The organism is Bacillus sp. FSL R10-2201 (assembly GCF_038008665.1).
In the GTDB taxonomy this organism is placed as follows: domain Bacteria; phylum Bacillota; class Bacilli; order Bacillales; family Bacillaceae_G; genus Bacillus_A; species Bacillus_A mycoides.
Window position 1 is genome coordinate 340,126 of sequence record NZ_JBBOZP010000001.1, and the last position, 15,786, is coordinate 355,911.

Here is a 15,786-nt window from a genome sequence, read left to right on the forward strand (position 1 = left end):
GCCTTTCTTTTTTTATGTAAAAATGCCGTAAGTGCCGTGTGTTGACTTGCTTGAAGTACTGAAAATTTGGTATCATCAATAGTATTGTAGATTGAACGATATATTATGGAGGTGGCCTAGCCGTGTCAAGAATTTCCGTTGAGAATGTAAAGCACGTAGCACATTTAGCACGTCTTGCAATTACTGATCAAGAAGCAGAAAAATTTCAAAAACAACTAGATGCAATTGTTACATTTGCAGAACAGTTAAATGAATTAGATACAACTGATGTAAAACCAACAACTCATGTATTAACTATGAAAAATGTTATGCGTGAAGATGTGCCAGAAAAAGGTTTACCAGTAGAAGAAGTATTAAAAAATGCACCGGATCACAAAGATAATCAAATCCGTGTTCCAGCAGTATTAGAATAGAGGAGGGAATTTCGATGTCATTATTTGATCATTCTGTATCAGAGTTACATAAGAAGTTAAACAACAAAGAAATTTCCGTTACGGATTTAGTAGAAGAATCTTACAAACGTATTTCGGATGTTGAAGATAACGTAAAAGCTTTTCTTACATTAGATGAAGAAAATGCACGCGCGAAAGCGAAAGAATTAGATGCAAAGATTGGTGCTGAGGATAATGGTTTATTATTCGGTATGCCAATTGGTGTAAAAGATAACATTGTAACTAACGGTCTTCGTACAACTTGTGCGAGCAAAATATTAGCAAACTTCGATCCAATTTACGATGCGACAGTTGTACAAAAGCTAAAAGCTGCTGACACAGTTACAATCGGTAAATTAAATATGGACGAGTTCGCAATGGGTTCTTCAAATGAAAACTCAGGCTTCTACGCTACAAAAAATCCATGGAACTTAGATTACGTTCCAGGCGGATCTAGTGGTGGTTCTGCAGCAGCAGTAGCAGCAGGAGAAGTATTATTCTCTCTAGGTTCTGATACGGGTGGTTCTATCCGTCAGCCAGCTGCATATTGTGGCGTTGTAGGTTTAAAACCAACTTACGGACGCGTATCTCGTTACGGATTAGTAGCATTCGCATCTTCACTTGACCAAATCGGACCGATTACACGTACAGTAGAAGACAATGCATACTTATTACAAGCTATTTCAGGTATTGACCGTATGGATGCAACTTCTGCAAACGTTGAAGTAGGAAACTACTTAGCTGGTTTAACAGGTGATGTTAAAGGTTTACGTATTGCTGTACCGAAAGAATACTTAGGCGAAGGTGTTGGCGAAGAAGCTCGTGAGTCAGTACTAGCTGCTTTAAAAGTATTAGAAGGTATGGGCGCAACTTGGGAGGAAGTATCTCTTCCGCACTCTAAATACGCTCTAGCAACGTATTACTTATTATCTTCTTCTGAAGCATCTGCGAACCTTTCACGCTTTGATGGCGTACGTTACGGTGTTCGTTCTGATAATGTAAATAACTTATTAGATCTTTACAAAAACACACGTAGCGAAGGTTTCGGTGATGAAGTAAAACGTCGTATTATGCTTGGTACATTTGCTCTTAGCTCTGGTTACTATGATGCATATTACAAAAAAGCACAACAAGTACGTACATTAATTAAAAATGACTTTGAAAATGTATTTGCTAACTACGATGTTATTATTGGACCAACAACGCCAACTCCAGCATTTAAAGTGGGCGAAAAAGTGGACGATCCAATGACAATGTATGCAAATGACATTTTAACAATTCCAGTAAACTTAGCGGGTGTTCCAGCGATTTCTGTTCCATGTGGATTCGGTGCTAACAACATGCCACTTGGTCTACAAATCATTGGTAAACACTTCGATGAAACGACGATTTACCGCGTTGCACATGCGTTTGAGCAAGCAACAGACTATCATACAAAAAAAGCAAGTCTGTAAGGAGGCGAGCATAGATGAATTTAGAAACAATTATTGGTTTAGAGGTTCACGTTGAGTTAAAAACAAATTCGAAAATTTTCTCTGCGAGTCCAACAGAATTCGGAGCGGAGCCAAATACACAAACAAGTGTAATTGACTTAGGATACCCAGGGGTACTTCCTACTTTAAATAAGGAAGCAGTTAACTTTGCAATGAAAGCTGCAATGGCATTAAACTGTGAAATCGCAACGGAAACGAAGTTCGACCGTAAAAACTATTTCTACCCAGATAATCCGAAAGCTTACCAAATCTCTCAATTTGATAAGCCAATTGGTGAAAATGGTTGGATTGAAATCGAAGTAGACGGTAAAAAGAAACGTATCGGTATTACACGTCTTCATTTAGAAGAAGATGCTGGTAAATCAACGCATGCAGCTGACGGTTCATTAGTAGACTACAACCGTCAAGGTATGCCTTTAATCGAGATCGTATCTGAGCCAGATATGCGTACTCCAGAAGAAGCATATGCGTACTTAGAGAAGTTAAAATCAATCATTCAATATACAGGTGTATCTGATTGTAAGATGGAAGAAGGTTCTCTTCGTTGTGATGCGAATATTTCACTTCGTCCAGTTGGACAAGAGAAGTTCGGTACAAAAGCAGAACTGAAAAACTTAAACTCTTTCACTTACGTGCAAAAAGGTCTTGAGCATGAGCAAGTGCGCCAAGAAAAAGAATTATTATCTGGTGGTATCATCCAACAAGAAACACGTCGTTATGACGAAGCAACGAAGAAAACAATCTTAATGCGTATAAAAGAAGGATCTGACGATTACCGTTACTTCCCAGAGCCAGACTTAGTTGAACTTTACATCGACGATGAGTGGAAAGAAGAAATTCGTGCTTCTATTCCAGAACTTCCAGATGCACGTAAAGCTCGCTATGTTGAAGAAGTTGGCTTACCAGCTTATGATGCGCATGTATTGACATTAACGAAAGAGATGTCTGATTTCTTTGAAGCAACAGTTGCAGACGGTGCTGATGCGAAATTAACATCAAACTGGTTAATGGGTGAAGTACTTGCATACTTAAACAAACAACAAAAAGAATTAAAAGACGTTGCATTAACGCCAGCTGGCTTAGCTAAAATGGTTCAATTAATTGAAAAAGGTACAATTTCTTCTAAAATCGCGAAGAAAGTATTTAATGAATTAATTGAAAAAGGTGGAGACCCAGAAGAAATCGTTAAAGCGAAAGGTCTTGTTCAAATTTCTGACGAAGGAACACTTCGTAAGGTTGTAACAGAAATTCTTGATAATAATGAGCAATCTATTGAAGACTTTAAAAACGGTAAAGACCGTGCAATTGGCTTCTTAGTTGGTCAAATTATGAAAGCTACAAAAGGACAAGCAAATCCACCGCTTGTTAATAAAATCTTACTTGAAGAGATTAATAAGCGCTAAAAAAAGAGAAGAATTCTTATTTTTGAACGCTAAAATAGTATAGATTCTTAAAGATTAAACAGAAAAAACACCCGTATTTGGGTGTTTTTTCTGAGTTAATCAAACGTTTGTTTAAATGGTGAAAAATAATTTAAACAAACGTTTGATTAACTGTCAAAAGTGAAAAAATGTTTGTATAGCAACTATGGTATGATAGTTGCAAAAAGGTGGGAATAATGATAAATCTAGACATAGAGAGTTTTTTCATCTCATGAAATAATAGATAATTATTATTCATTATATGTAAATTGATGTGAGAGAATGGATAGACATAAAGTGAAACTTTAATCAGTGGGAGTTTTACTGCCTGCAAATAGCGGGATAAATTTCTTGGTTAAATAAAGCAAAACTATCAGGAGTGAATAGTTACTTTTGATGGGCTACACGAATCGGGTTCTTACTGCCTGTTTGAGCGGAATTAAAGAAGGATAGGAAGATGAGAGGAGGTAAGCATAGGGATACTGAATAAGGGTTCGGTGTATTCGTTTTTCAATGAATAAGGAATTTCCTGTGCTAATAAATGATGAAGCGAGCAAGAATTATTTATAATCCTACTTCTGGGCGCGAGCTATTTAAGAAGAGCTTACCAGAAGTATTACAAAAATTAGAACAAGCTGGATATGAAGCGTCTTGTCATGCGACAACTGGTCCTGGAGATGCGACTGTGGCAGCGAGGCAAGCTGCGGATCGTAAGTTTGATGTTGTTATCGCAGCTGGTGGTGATGGTACGTTAAATGAAGTAGTGAACGGTTTAGTAGGACATGAGCATCGTCCAAAGTTTGGAATTATTCCAGTTGGAACGACAAATGATTTTGCGCGTGCGATCGGTGTACCTCGTGTTATTGAAGAGGCTGCGGATATTATTTGTGAAGGAACAACGGTACCGTTAGATCTTGGTAGAGCAAATGATACATATTTCATTAATATCGCTGGTGGCGGCCGTATTACAGAATTAACATATGAAGTACCAAGCAAGCTAAAAACGGTATTAGGCCAACTTGCTTACTATTTAAAAGGAATCGAAATGTTACCATCATTACATCCAACATATGTTGAAATTGAGTATGATGGGAAGTTGCTACAAGAAGAAATTACGATGTTTTTAATTACGAATACTCGTTCAGTTGGTGGATTCGAAAAAGTAGCACCATATGCATCTATTAACGATGGATTATTTGATTTATTAGTACTGAAAAAAGGTTCTATCGCTGATTTAATTAAAGCAGCAACACAAGCGCAGCGTGGGGAACATATTAACAATCCGAAAGTACTATATACACAAGCGAATCGTATTAAAGTGCATTCACCTGATAAATTAATGATCAACTTAGATGGTGAATATGGCGGAGATGCACCAATGGAATTTGAAAATATATATCATTGTCTGGAACTATTTGTTCCTGAACATCAAGAGGATGCCCTGTAAAGGCATCTTTTTTTTGCTTTCACCTCACTATTTGCGAGTAATAAGATTCCCCCACTGATTAAAGTTTCTCTATGTGCAGATGAATTGTAAATTGTAAGTTAGTTTGATTTTTATGGTATTTTTACAATCCGTTTATTTTATATCCATATTTTATTGATACACTGGAAGAGATAAGAAATGAGAGGTAGGATGCTATGGAGAAGGTAAAAGCAATATTATTTGATAAAGACGGGACATTAATGGATTTTCATTCAATTTGGATAAAAGTAGCTGAAGAGCTTGTCGCTGAATGTATAAAATTATATCAACTCCCACAGTCAATGCAGCAGGCTTTATTAAAAGAGATTGGCGTAGATGGAGCATTTGTTCACCCGCGTAGTGCGCTCGCTGCTGGAACGAGTCTTGATGTGGCCAAGGGGCTTTGTAAGTATATTGCATCATCTAGAGAAGAAGAGATGCATCAATGGGTGAGTGAAAAGTTGTTTGCTCTTATGTACGAGCATCGTTCACATATGAGAATGACGGCAGATTTACCGAAAGTTTTACAAGCGTTAAAGGATAGAGGGTTTATTCTAGGTGTCGTTACAGCTGATGATTTCGCGCCGACAGAATTATTTTTAAAGCAATATCAATTGGAAGCTTTTTTTGATTGTGTTATAGCTTCAGATACATTTCCAGCACAGAAGCCAGATAAAAAAATTGTAGAATCGTTTTGTGAGAGATTTAATTTAGAGACATGTGAAGTAGCAGTCATCGGGGATACACCGACGGATTTACATTTAGCGAAAAATGGTGGCGACTGTTATGCGATTGGCGTACTATCTGGTACGGGTGATCGTCAAACGTTAGAACCACTTGCAGATTTAGTATTACAATCTGTTGAAGATTTAATTTCTCATTCAGGTGAGTTTATTTGGGAACAAGGAAAGTCTAATGTATAAATGAATAAGTCTATAAAGACTCTATATGAGTCTTTATAGACTTATTTTTTTATGCCGAGATAGTAAGAGAATGGGATGAATACTAGAAAGAGGAAGTTGGCATGCATCTTGCAATATAAAGAGAAAACATTGTATAGAAAAGGATGGGGTACACAGTGAACACAAAAAAATTTGCTAAAGTAAATGAACAAATTCCAGGACCGAAAGCAGCGTCTTTATTAGAACGCCGCCAAAATATAGTACCAAAAGGAGTAAGTAATGGGATTCCAACATTTGTACAGTCTGCAAATGGTGCACTCGTAACAGATGTGGATGGAAATCAGTACATTGATTTCGCAGGAGCAATTGGGACAATTAATGTAGGACACTGTCATCCAGCCGTTAAAGAAGCGCTTCATAAACAAGTAGATCAATATATTCATACTGGATTTAATGTGATGATGTATGAGCCATATATTGAATTGGCAGAAAAGCTGGCCGCATTAGCGCCAGGTAATTTCGATAAACAAGTGCTGTTTTTAAATAGTGGGGCAGAAGCGGTTGAAAATGCAGTGAAGATTGCTCGTAAATATACGAAGAGACCTGGAATTATCGCATTTTCTAAAGGATTTCATGGGCGTACATTAATGACAATGACGATGACAAGTAAAGTAAAACCATATAAATTTGGATTTGGCCCATTTGCTCCAGAAGTATATAAAGCGCCATTCCCATATGAATACCGTCGCCCAGAAGGGTTAACAGAAGAGCAGTATGATGATTTTATCATTGAAGAGTTTAAGAACTTCTTCATATCAGAAGTAGCACCAGAAACAATTGCAGCAGTTGTAATGGAACCTGTTCAAGGGGAAGGCGGATTTATCGTTCCAAGTAAGAAATTCGTTCAAGAAGTACGCAGCATTTGTTCAGAGCACGGTATTTTATTTGTAGCTGATGAAATTCAAACAGGCTTTAGTCGTACCGGAAAATACTTTGCAATTGATCATTATGATGTCGTTCCAGACTTAATTACGGTATCTAAATCATTAGGTGCTGGTGTACCGATAAGTGGTGTCATTGGGCGTAAAGAAATTATGAATGAGTCTGCACCGGGAGAACTGGGCGGAACATATGCAGGAAGCCCACTAGGATGTGCGGCTGCATTAGCTGTGCTTGATGTAATAGAAAAAGAGAAATTAAATGATAGAGCGATAGAAGTAGGGAAAGTCGTAATGAACCGATTCCAAGAGATGAAAAACAAATATAATTGCATCGGTGATGTGCGCGGCTTAGGGGCAATGTGTGCATTCGAGCTCGTTCAAGATCGCAAGACGAAAGCGCCTGATAAAACACTAGCGTCTAATTTATGTGCAGAAGCAAATAAGCATGGATTACTTCTACTATCAGCAGGAACATATGGAAATGTTATTCGTGTTTTAATGCCATTAGTGATTACAGATGAGCAACTTGAGGAAGGTTTAACAATAATTGAAGAATCATTGCAAGCTTGTTATGAGCAAGCAAATATCGCTCGTGTTTAAAGAATTGGGATAACTTAAAAAAGGGCATAAAGCTTTTCTTTTTAGGCGGAAGAGAGCATCTGGTCATATATAGAATCGATCAGCCCCTTTTCCTGCCCCATGCCAAGCTAAAACAAAGTGAGGGTGTGGTTGCGATGGTATTCTGTATTTTTCAAGGCAGCGAATTATGTGTTGAAAAATATAAATAGATTTGTATAAATAACAAATTGAAAACATTCTAGCTTACTCTATATAAAATGCAGAAAATTCACTTTATAATAAAGGTAGTGAAGTGAATCGATGGATTTAAAGTAAGGGGTGGCTAGGATGGTTGCAGAAAAGGAACGAGTGTTGATGGATTTACAAGATGTATTTGAATATGCATTTGACGAAATTTTTGTTACGGATGATAAAGGAATCGTTGTACGTGTAAATAGCATGTGTGAAAGACATTACCAGCTCTCTGCTAAGGAATTAGTAGGAAAGCATGTAAAAGAACTACAAAAAGAAGGGATTTTTTATCCGTCTGCAACGTTAGAAGTAATTGAAAAGAAAAGGCCAGTTGAACTTGTTCAAACAACGAAATCAGGAGAGTATTTGCATGTTCGTACAAGGCCTGTTTTTGATGATGAGGGAAATTTAAGAAGAGTGATTAGTTATTCTCGTGATCTTACAGAACTCTATCAATTACGTCAAAAGGTAGAGGAAATGGATAATCAGTTAAAAACATATAAAAAAGAATTAAGAGAAACATATGAACACGAAGGACTTATTTTTAAAAGTATCGCTATGCAAAAAATAATCGAAACAATAAAAAAAGTATCAGTAGTAGATAGTACTGTTCTCGTATTAGGTGAGACTGGAGTGGGGAAAAGCCGATTAGTACGCCATTTGCATGAAGTGAGTCACCGGAAGAATGAAAGTTTCTATGAAATTAATTGTGCGGCATTGCCGACGAATTTAATCGAATCTGAGCTTTTTGGATATTCAGGTGGGTCTTTTACAGGTGCAAATCGTGAAGGGAAAAAAGGGCTATTAGAATCAGCGCATAAAGGAACCCTTTTCTTAGATGAAATTGGTGAAATGCCGCTTGAAATTCAAGCGAAGCTTTTGCAAGTATTGCAAGAAAAAACGTTTCGTCCTATAGGCGGAAGAGAATTAAAAAAGGTGGACGTTAGAATTGTAGCGGCAACAAATAGAGATTTAAGTACGATGGTGAAACAAGGAACATTCCGGAAAGATTTATACTATCGTCTGAATGTCATTCCAATTTCAATTCCACCACTTCGGGAGAGAACAGAAGACATTTTGCCGCTCATCTATCATTATTTACAGCATTTTAATAAAAAGTACGGACGGGATGTAAAGTTAGCTCCTAGTACGTTACAAATGTTTGTAGGGTACCCTTGGGAAGGAAATAATAGAGAGATTGAAAATGTAATTGAACGAATTGTTATCACTGCAGATGATTTTGTAATGGTAGAAGATTTGCCACTATCTATGCAAGAGGCCACAGTTGAACAATCCGGACAAAGTCTTTATAGAATGCTGGAAGAGGTAGAGCGAAATATTATTCTTAAAGCGTATAAAACGTATGGATCAAGTTATAAAGTGGCTGAGTTTTTACAAATAAGTCAATCTGCTGCTACTAGGAAGATTAAGAAGTTCATAGAGGAGGAAGAAAACATTGGATAAAAAAGCGACGTTCGTAAACTTAGAGAAAAAAGCGATGTATATAAATGGTGAGTGGATTACACTGCAAGAACAAATCGAAGTGAATAATCCAGCGACAAAGGAAGTATTTGCAACTGTACCAAAGGGCGGGATTACAGAGGCAAAGCAAGCAGTTGATGCTGCACATGAGGCTTTTAAATTATGGTCAAAATTAACGGCAGCGGATCGCGCAGTAAAGTTAAAAAAATGGTTCACGCTCATTGATGAAAATAAAGAAGAAATTGCAGCAATCATGACGAGAGAGCAAGGGAAGCCGTTTGCAGAAGCACTTGGTGAAGTGAATTATGCAAATAGTTTTGTTGAATGGTACGCAGAAGAAGGAAAGCGAATATACGGTGAAATGATTCCTGCTTCTCATCCGAATAAGCGTATTTTAGTTATGAAGCAACCAGTTGGGGTTATGGCAGCTATTACGCCTTGGAATTTCCCGGCTGCTATGATTACGAGAAAGGTAGCTCCAGCACTTGCAGCAGGCTGTACGGCAGTTGTGAAACCAGCGAGTCAAACGCCATTAACTGCATTGAAGTTAGTTGAATTAGCACATGAAGCAGATATTCCAAAAGGTGTAATAAATATTGTAACAGGTAGTGCAAAAGCAATTGCTGATACGTGGATGGAAGATGAGCGCGTTCGAAAAGTTTCCTTTACAGGATCAACTGAAATTGGAAAAGAATTAATGGCTAGCGCTGCGCAAACGATGAAAAAGGTTTCGCTTGAATTAGGTGGTCACGCTCCATTTATTGTTATGAATGATGCTGATTTAGATAAGGCGGTAGAAGCGGTAATTGGTTCGAAATTCCGTAACGCAGGACAAACGTGTATATGTACAAACCGCATCTTTGTTCAAGAAGAAGTGTATGAAGAATTTGCAGGGAAGTTCACAACAGCTGTAGAGCAGCTTAAAGTCGGAGATGGATTCGGCGAAGGAACAACTGTAGGTCCACTTATTGATGCGAATGCAGTTTCGAAAGTACAAGAACATATTGAAGATGCAATTCAAAAGGGCGGAGAAGTTTTATACGGTGGCCATAAATTTGCAGAGTTAGATGGTTATTTCATTCAGCCAACAGTAATTGGATTGGCAAATGACACGATGCTTTGTATGAATGAAGAAACATTTGGACCGGTTGCACCAGTTGCGAAATTTAAAACAGTTGAAGAAGTAATCGAACGAGCAAATAATACACCATATGGCTTGGCTGCTTATATTTTCACAAAAGATATTAGCCAAGCATTCCAAATTAGTGAAGCGTTAGAGTACGGAATTATCGGCTTAAACGATGGCCTTCCATCAGTTGCACAAGCACCATTTGGAGGCTTTAAAGAAAGTGGTATCGGCCGTGAAGGAGGCCATTTCGGTATCGAGGAATATTTAGAAATTAAATATATTTCGTTAGGACTATAAGTAGTATACTAGAATCTCTATAAGGTAACAGAGAAGGAGATTCTAGTATGGTATATTGGCTATTATTACTCGTAACAATTATTTTTGAAGTAGCTGGAACGATTGCGATGAAGTTATCGAACGGTTTAACAAAGCTTGTTCCAAGTGTACTTATTTTCGTATTCTATGGAATTTGTTTCAGCGTGTTTGCTATCGTTGTTAAAAAGATTCATTTAAGTATTGCTTATGCAATTTGGTCTGGTGTGGGAACGCTACTTATTACAATCATTAGTGTGTACTTTTTTAAAGAGCATATTAATTTATTCCAAGCATTTTGTATTCTCTTTATTGTTTTAGGAGTAATTGGACTGAAAGTGTCATCGGCATCATAAAAGGCTATCTTCCGGCGTGGAAGATAGCCTTTTATTTTTATTAAAACGCCCAGTTACCTTTACGGAAGATCGGCTCATGTCTTCCATCAGCTGTAATGCCGTCGATATCAAGCTCAGCTGATCCAATCATGAAGTCTTCGTGTGTAATACTAGCATTTGCGCCATTTTCAGCAAGTTCTTCTTTAGACATTGTTTTTCCGCCAATTAAGTTAAATGCATAAGCATTTCCGATTGCAAGGTGGCAAGATGCATTTTCATCAAATAGCGTATTGTAGAATAAAATATTTGTGTTTGAAATTGGTGAATCATGAGGTACTAAAGCTACTTCGCCTAAGAAGTGAGAACCTTCATCTGTTTCTACTAAATGTTTTAAAGCCTCTTCACCAGATTCAGCTTTATAGTCTACGATACGTCCGTTTTCGAATGTTAATGTAAAGTTATCAATAATATTACCTGCAAATGCTAACGGTTTTGTGCTAGATACTTGGCCGTTCACACCTGTTTTAAGAGGCATTGTAAATACCTCTTCAGTTGGAATGTTAGCCATAAATGCTACGTTCTTTTCATTTAAGCTACCAGCACCAGCCCATACATGCTTCTCTGGAAGTTCGATTGTTAAGTCTGTTCCAGGGCCTGTATAGTGAAGAGCTTTATAATGTTTTTCGTTTAAGTAATCTACTTTTGTATGTAGTGTTTCATCATGTTCTTTCCATGCTTCCACAGGATTTTCTAAATCAGCACGAGTAGCTTTGAAGATAGCATCCCATAGTTTTGTTTCTTGTTCTTCTGGCGCTACGTCAGGGAATACTTTTGCAGCCCATTCTTTCGTAGGAACAGAAATTACGCACCAGCTTACTTTATCTGCTTGTACATAATCACGGTATACTTTCATCGCTTCTCCAGCTACTTTATGAGCTGTTGCAATTTTCTTTGGTTCTACACCTTTTAATAGATCAGGATTCTCTGCATAGATGGACATAAATGCAGCGCCTTCTTTTGCTAATTCTTCACGAGCATGTGCTTTCCAAGAAGGGAATTCAGAGAAAGCTTCTTCAGGAGCTAGATCGAACTTTAAGCGTGTTAACGTCTCATCATTCCAATCAACATATACGTGTTTTGCACCAGATTTATATGCTTTTTCTGTAACTAGGCGTACAAACTGTACAGCCTCAAGAGGTGCACTGATTGATAAAGTTTGTCCGGGTTGAATATTAACACCAACATTGACTGCAAGGGCAGCATATTTCTCTAACGTTTGTTCAAATGACATATGTATAATCTCCTTTAGTTTGAAAGATTTCTTACTATATATAATACAAGAAAATTCTAAAAATATATATAAATATAACGTAAAAAGAGAGCTCAAAATGTATTGAGCTCTAATAGTTATTTAATCGAAGAAGCAAATTGTTCTACAGTCGTTGTATGGTGTATGCGAACACGCTTCATTTTTAACAACTCATCAGGTTCACCCTTCGTAATGAATTGTCCAGGCTTCGTTGTTGTTGCAAATTGATAGTGTTTCTTTGTTTCTGCGACAACTTTATCATCTACATGACCGAAAGGATAAGCAATTGCGATAACAGGCTTACCTGTTATTTTCTCTAGCTTTTCTTTTGATCCTTTTAACTCTTCATCATAGTTTGTAATTTTCGGCAAGTCTGCGTGTGTTGCTGTGTGAGATTGTACAGAAAAAATACCTGAATCAACCATTTCTTTTATTTCAGATGTAGAAAGAGCTCCTTCTACATCAACGTTATCAACAATCATATATTCTGTTGCCGCTGGTTTAAATGTATCGTCTTTTAGTTTTTGTAAAACATGAAATGCATTCATATTATTTTTCATACCGTCATCAAATGTAACGAAAATCGGCTTGTTTACTTTATTTATATCGCCCCAGCGTTCAAACGTTAACAAAGTATAACCATTTTCTTTTAAATACTTCATTTGTGCTTCAAAGTTAGCAGGCGATACGAATAAATCTTTAATACCTTGTCCATGATAATCATCAATTGCGTGGTACATAAGAACAGGAACTTTTTGCTCGAAAGTAATAGTAGATTTCGTAAGTGGAATAGTTTTTCCGCCCTCTGTTGTTCCTGTAGCTTCAATTTGATATTCACCGCGTTTTCCTTCAAATTCTTTTATATCAAAGGGAAGTGTAAATTGTTGATTTTTCTCTTTAGAAGAAAAGGATTTAGCACTTTCCTTTCCATCAGCAGTGCGCCAAATTTTATATTGTACTTCGGTTAAAGAATCTTTTATGTCTGTAATATGAATATTTGCGTTTGTAGATTCGTGCGTAATTGGATTATAAGAAATTTTACCTTGTTCCCGCACCGTCTCTTCTTGTTTTTTGACCTCTTGTACCTTTTTCTCTTTTTTAGGTTCTTGGCTTACATTGCTAGTATTACAGCCTACTAGAATAGCAGATGTACATAAAGCAATCGCTGCATATTTTCTCATAAAATCACCTTCTATTGTGTATTATGTTGCATGCTTACATTAAAATCCCCACCGCTATAAGAGAGGTGGGGATATACCCTTGTTCATCATATCATTTTTAGGTGAATGGTAGGTTAGTGACTTTGAATAGAGGTATTCTTGCGTTTCTTATTTGATTTGATAATGATATAACCTACTACAAAAATAAGAGGGATAATGAATACATAGATTGGCATTCCCCATACATAATAGCTTTTCATGCTTAAAACTAGTAAGTGTAAGAAGTCGAAAAGGGCGTGAGCTTTCATAATATCCTCCAATATATTTTTTACAAATTATAACATTGTTCATTTGTAATTTGTATATTTTGGTAAATAATTTAAGTTAATTTTAAAGTAAGAGAAAGGTTTATTAATATGCAATTTTGCATATGTAGAGTAGTTTCTATTAAAATATCAGGATCTTGGACTATAATAAGAACCGCTATAAATGTAAGTAAGAATGATGTACGGAGTGGAGAACAGAAATGAAATATAAAAAACTAGTATATATCCTTTTCATATCGCTATTCATAGTCGGTTGTCAAAGTGAAGTGAGTAAAGCGAATAGTGTGGAGGAGTATATTCCATCACGCCTTATGAATGCGGAAGTTACGGCGGATATTATGACGATTGAAATGGATCGTGATACCTTAAAAAAAGTAGAGGTTATTACTAAAAAAATGAGTGATCATGTGAAAAATGATAAAGAGTGGTATGTAAACTACATATCGGGGCATATAGATAAACAGGTGAAGCCATATCATCCTAATTTTGGTATTACAGAAGAAGAATATAACTTTTTTAGGAACGCCGTTGAGAATAGTAGTTTATCTAATACAAGTGATGGAAAACTGCAATTTAAACAAAAAAGTAACCATGAGATAGAAATTGTTTCAAGCAAAAACTTAGAGCTATTTCGAAATATAGTAATTGATACGGAGAAAAATATAGTAAAAACTTCGTTTGGAGAATGTCAGTATGTTGGAGAAGAAAAAACATCTTTGGAACAAAAGATAACGGGGCCCTGGCATGGCAAGCAATGGATGCTAAAAGAACAAAATTTAATTTATATATTTTCTTTGGGTAAGCTTGAAGGAGAGGATAAATCCATTATTGATATTTCAGTAAAAGGTATACACGAAGGAAAACTTATTAGTAAAGAGGAAGTAATTGAATTCCGTTCTATTTCATAAGGAATCAAAAAAATCACCTTACTTAAACAAGTAAGGTGATTTTTTATTAAATAAACAATCCAGCGATTGTTGCAGATAAAATAGAAGCAAGTGTCGATGCAAATAGCATTTTCCAACCGAATTTTGATACGATGCTTCCTTGCTTTTCAGAAAGGGCACGGATTGTACCAACGATTGCACCAATTTGGCTAATACTTGCAAAGCTAATTAAGAATACAGTAACGATTCCAACTGTACGTGGATCTAATGTTGCAGCAGCGCCTTTTAAATCAAGGATTGCTACAAACTCGTTTAATACAATCTTCGTACCCATAATACCACCAGCTGGGATAATATCATGAGTTGGGATACCCATTAAGAATGCGAATGGAGCAAGTATATAACCGAAGATTTGTTGTAAAGTAACAGCATATCCCATTGCACCTGAAGCAGCGCTAATTACGTAGTTTACAACTTCCATAACACCGATAAAGGCGATCATTAATGCGGCAACGATACCAGCTACTTTTAAACCATCAAGCGCACCGTTAATCATTGCGCCGATAAAGCTGTCTCCGAATAGAGTTCTATCAAATTTTTGAATCACTTCATCTTCCTTTTTCGTATCAACTGGTGTTAATAACGAACAAACGATTAAGCTTGAGAATAAGTTTAGTGGAAGAGCTGCTAGTACATATTTCGCATCTAACATCATTACGTATGATGCTGTAACAGAAGCAGAAACTGAGCTCATCGCAGAACAACAAATGATAAACATACGGTTTTTATTAAAATGCTGTAAATCGTTTTTAATAACGATTAACGCTTCACTTGAACCGAAGAATACAGAGTTTACTGCGTGGAATGATTCAACGCGTGGTAAACCAGTAATTTTTGAAATTGCACCGCCGACAACGCGAACGATGAATGGTAAAACACCTAAATAACTAAAGATAGAAAGTAGTGCTGAGAAAAATACGATAATTAATAATACATTTAAGAAAAAGACAAAATCTCTTTGAATTCCATTAAAGAGAAAATCGACACCTGTCGTACCAAGTTTAATTAGTTTGTTGAAAACTTTACTAATGAAGATGATAATTTGTTGACCAATTTTTGTGCCAAACATAAACCAACCGATTAAAATTTGGAAACCAATCATAATAGCAATTGCACGGAAGTTGATTTTACTTTTGTTGTTTGACAAAGCAAAGCATAAACCTAAAACGACAAGAATACCGATAATGCTCATTACATATTGCATGTAGTTGCCCCTTTCAGAAGTTCGTATAAAGTTTTTACATAAAACGCTCGTTATATTACTAAAAATAAAGTAATGGAAGTTTCATGTCATACGTAAGATGTCTGACCTTTTTGAAAAAT

13 protein-coding genes are annotated in these 15,786 nt (G+C 36.5%); 10 read left to right on the forward strand and 3 right to left on the reverse strand.

Annotation, left to right across the window (positions count from 1 at the left end; all coding sequences use genetic code 11):
• Positions 1-122 precede the first annotated feature (122 nt).
• From gatC to NSQ69_RS01890, 9 genes are all read left to right on the forward strand, one after another.
• Positions 123-413 (forward strand): Asp-tRNA(Asn)/Glu-tRNA(Gln) amidotransferase subunit GatC, encoded by a 291-nt coding sequence (gene gatC / locus NSQ69_RS01850; protein ID WP_000086999.1) that lies wholly within the window; start codon positions 123-125, stop codon positions 411-413.
• Positions 414-427: 14 nt separating this feature from the next.
• Positions 428-1,885 carry an Asp-tRNA(Asn)/Glu-tRNA(Gln) amidotransferase subunit GatA gene (gene gatA, locus NSQ69_RS01855; protein WP_002010048.1) on the forward strand — a complete coding sequence of 486 codons (1,458 nt, stop codon included), beginning with the start codon at positions 428-430 and terminating at the stop codon, positions 1,883-1,885.
• A 14-nt stretch (positions 1,886-1,899) separates the two neighbouring features.
• Positions 1,900-3,327 carry an Asp-tRNA(Asn)/Glu-tRNA(Gln) amidotransferase subunit GatB gene (gene gatB, locus NSQ69_RS01860; protein WP_002010050.1) on the forward strand — a complete coding sequence of 476 codons (1,428 nt, stop codon included), beginning with the start codon at positions 1,900-1,902 and terminating at the stop codon, positions 3,325-3,327.
• Between the two features lie 559 nt (positions 3,328-3,886).
• Entirely contained in the window at positions 3,887-4,792 is a 906-nt protein-coding gene (locus tag NSQ69_RS01865; protein ID WP_002010051.1) for a diacylglycerol kinase, read from the forward strand.
• 194 nt (positions 4,793-4,986) lie between these two features.
• Complete coding sequence (locus NSQ69_RS01870; RefSeq protein WP_002010052.1) at positions 4,987-5,733, forward strand: HAD family hydrolase; 747 nt, start codon at positions 4,987-4,989, stop codon at positions 5,731-5,733.
• Between the two features lie 155 nt (positions 5,734-5,888).
• Positions 5,889-7,253 (forward strand): 4-aminobutyrate--2-oxoglutarate transaminase, encoded by a 1,365-nt coding sequence (gene gabT / locus NSQ69_RS01875; RefSeq protein WP_002124901.1) that lies wholly within the window; start codon positions 5,889-5,891, stop codon positions 7,251-7,253.
• 306 nt (positions 7,254-7,559) lie between these two features.
• Positions 7,560-8,927 carry a sigma-54 interaction domain-containing protein gene (locus NSQ69_RS01880; protein ID WP_002167042.1) on the forward strand — a complete coding sequence of 456 codons (1,368 nt, stop codon included), beginning with the start codon at positions 7,560-7,562 and terminating at the stop codon, positions 8,925-8,927.
• Positions 8,920-10,371: an NADP-dependent succinate-semialdehyde dehydrogenase gene (gene gabD, locus NSQ69_RS01885; RefSeq protein WP_002091321.1), complete on the forward strand. Its 1,452-nt coding sequence runs from the start codon at positions 8,920-8,922 to the stop codon at positions 10,369-10,371. Before NSQ69_RS01880 ends, gabD begins: the two co-directional genes overlap by 8 nt.
• Positions 10,372-10,418: 47 nt before the next feature.
• Positions 10,419-10,742, forward strand: a complete 324-nt coding sequence (locus tag NSQ69_RS01890; protein ID WP_000263259.1) for a DMT family transporter — start codon at positions 10,419-10,421, stop codon at positions 10,740-10,742.
• Between the two features lie 40 nt (positions 10,743-10,782).
• Here the strand turns inward: NSQ69_RS01890 and NSQ69_RS01895 are convergent, their stop codons facing one another.
• Both NSQ69_RS01895 and NSQ69_RS01900 read right to left on the reverse strand, forming a co-directional pair.
• Positions 10,783-12,012, reverse strand: coding sequence for an aminopeptidase (locus tag NSQ69_RS01895; RefSeq protein ID WP_002169285.1), 1,230 nt, complete (start codon positions 12,010-12,012; stop codon positions 10,783-10,785).
• 116 nt (positions 12,013-12,128) lie between these two features.
• Positions 12,129-13,211 carry a polysaccharide deacetylase family protein gene (locus NSQ69_RS01900; RefSeq protein ID WP_002167040.1) on the reverse strand — a complete coding sequence of 361 codons (1,083 nt, stop codon included), beginning with the start codon at positions 13,209-13,211 and terminating at the stop codon, positions 12,129-12,131.
• A 505-nt stretch (positions 13,212-13,716) separates the two neighbouring features.
• On the opposite strand from NSQ69_RS01900, the gene NSQ69_RS01905 reads away from it, so the two are divergent.
• On the forward strand, positions 13,717-14,424 hold the full coding sequence (locus NSQ69_RS01905; protein ID WP_002186818.1) for a hypothetical protein: 708 nt from the start codon (positions 13,717-13,719) through the stop codon (positions 14,422-14,424).
• A gap of 46 nt (positions 14,425-14,470) precedes the next feature.
• On the opposite strand, the gene NSQ69_RS01910 is transcribed toward NSQ69_RS01905, so the two are convergent.
• On the reverse strand, positions 14,471-15,667 hold the full coding sequence (locus NSQ69_RS01910) for a NupC/NupG family nucleoside CNT transporter (protein ID WP_002063580.1): 1,197 nt from the start codon (positions 15,665-15,667) through the stop codon (positions 14,471-14,473).
• Between the last annotated feature and the right edge of the window lie 119 nt (positions 15,668-15,786).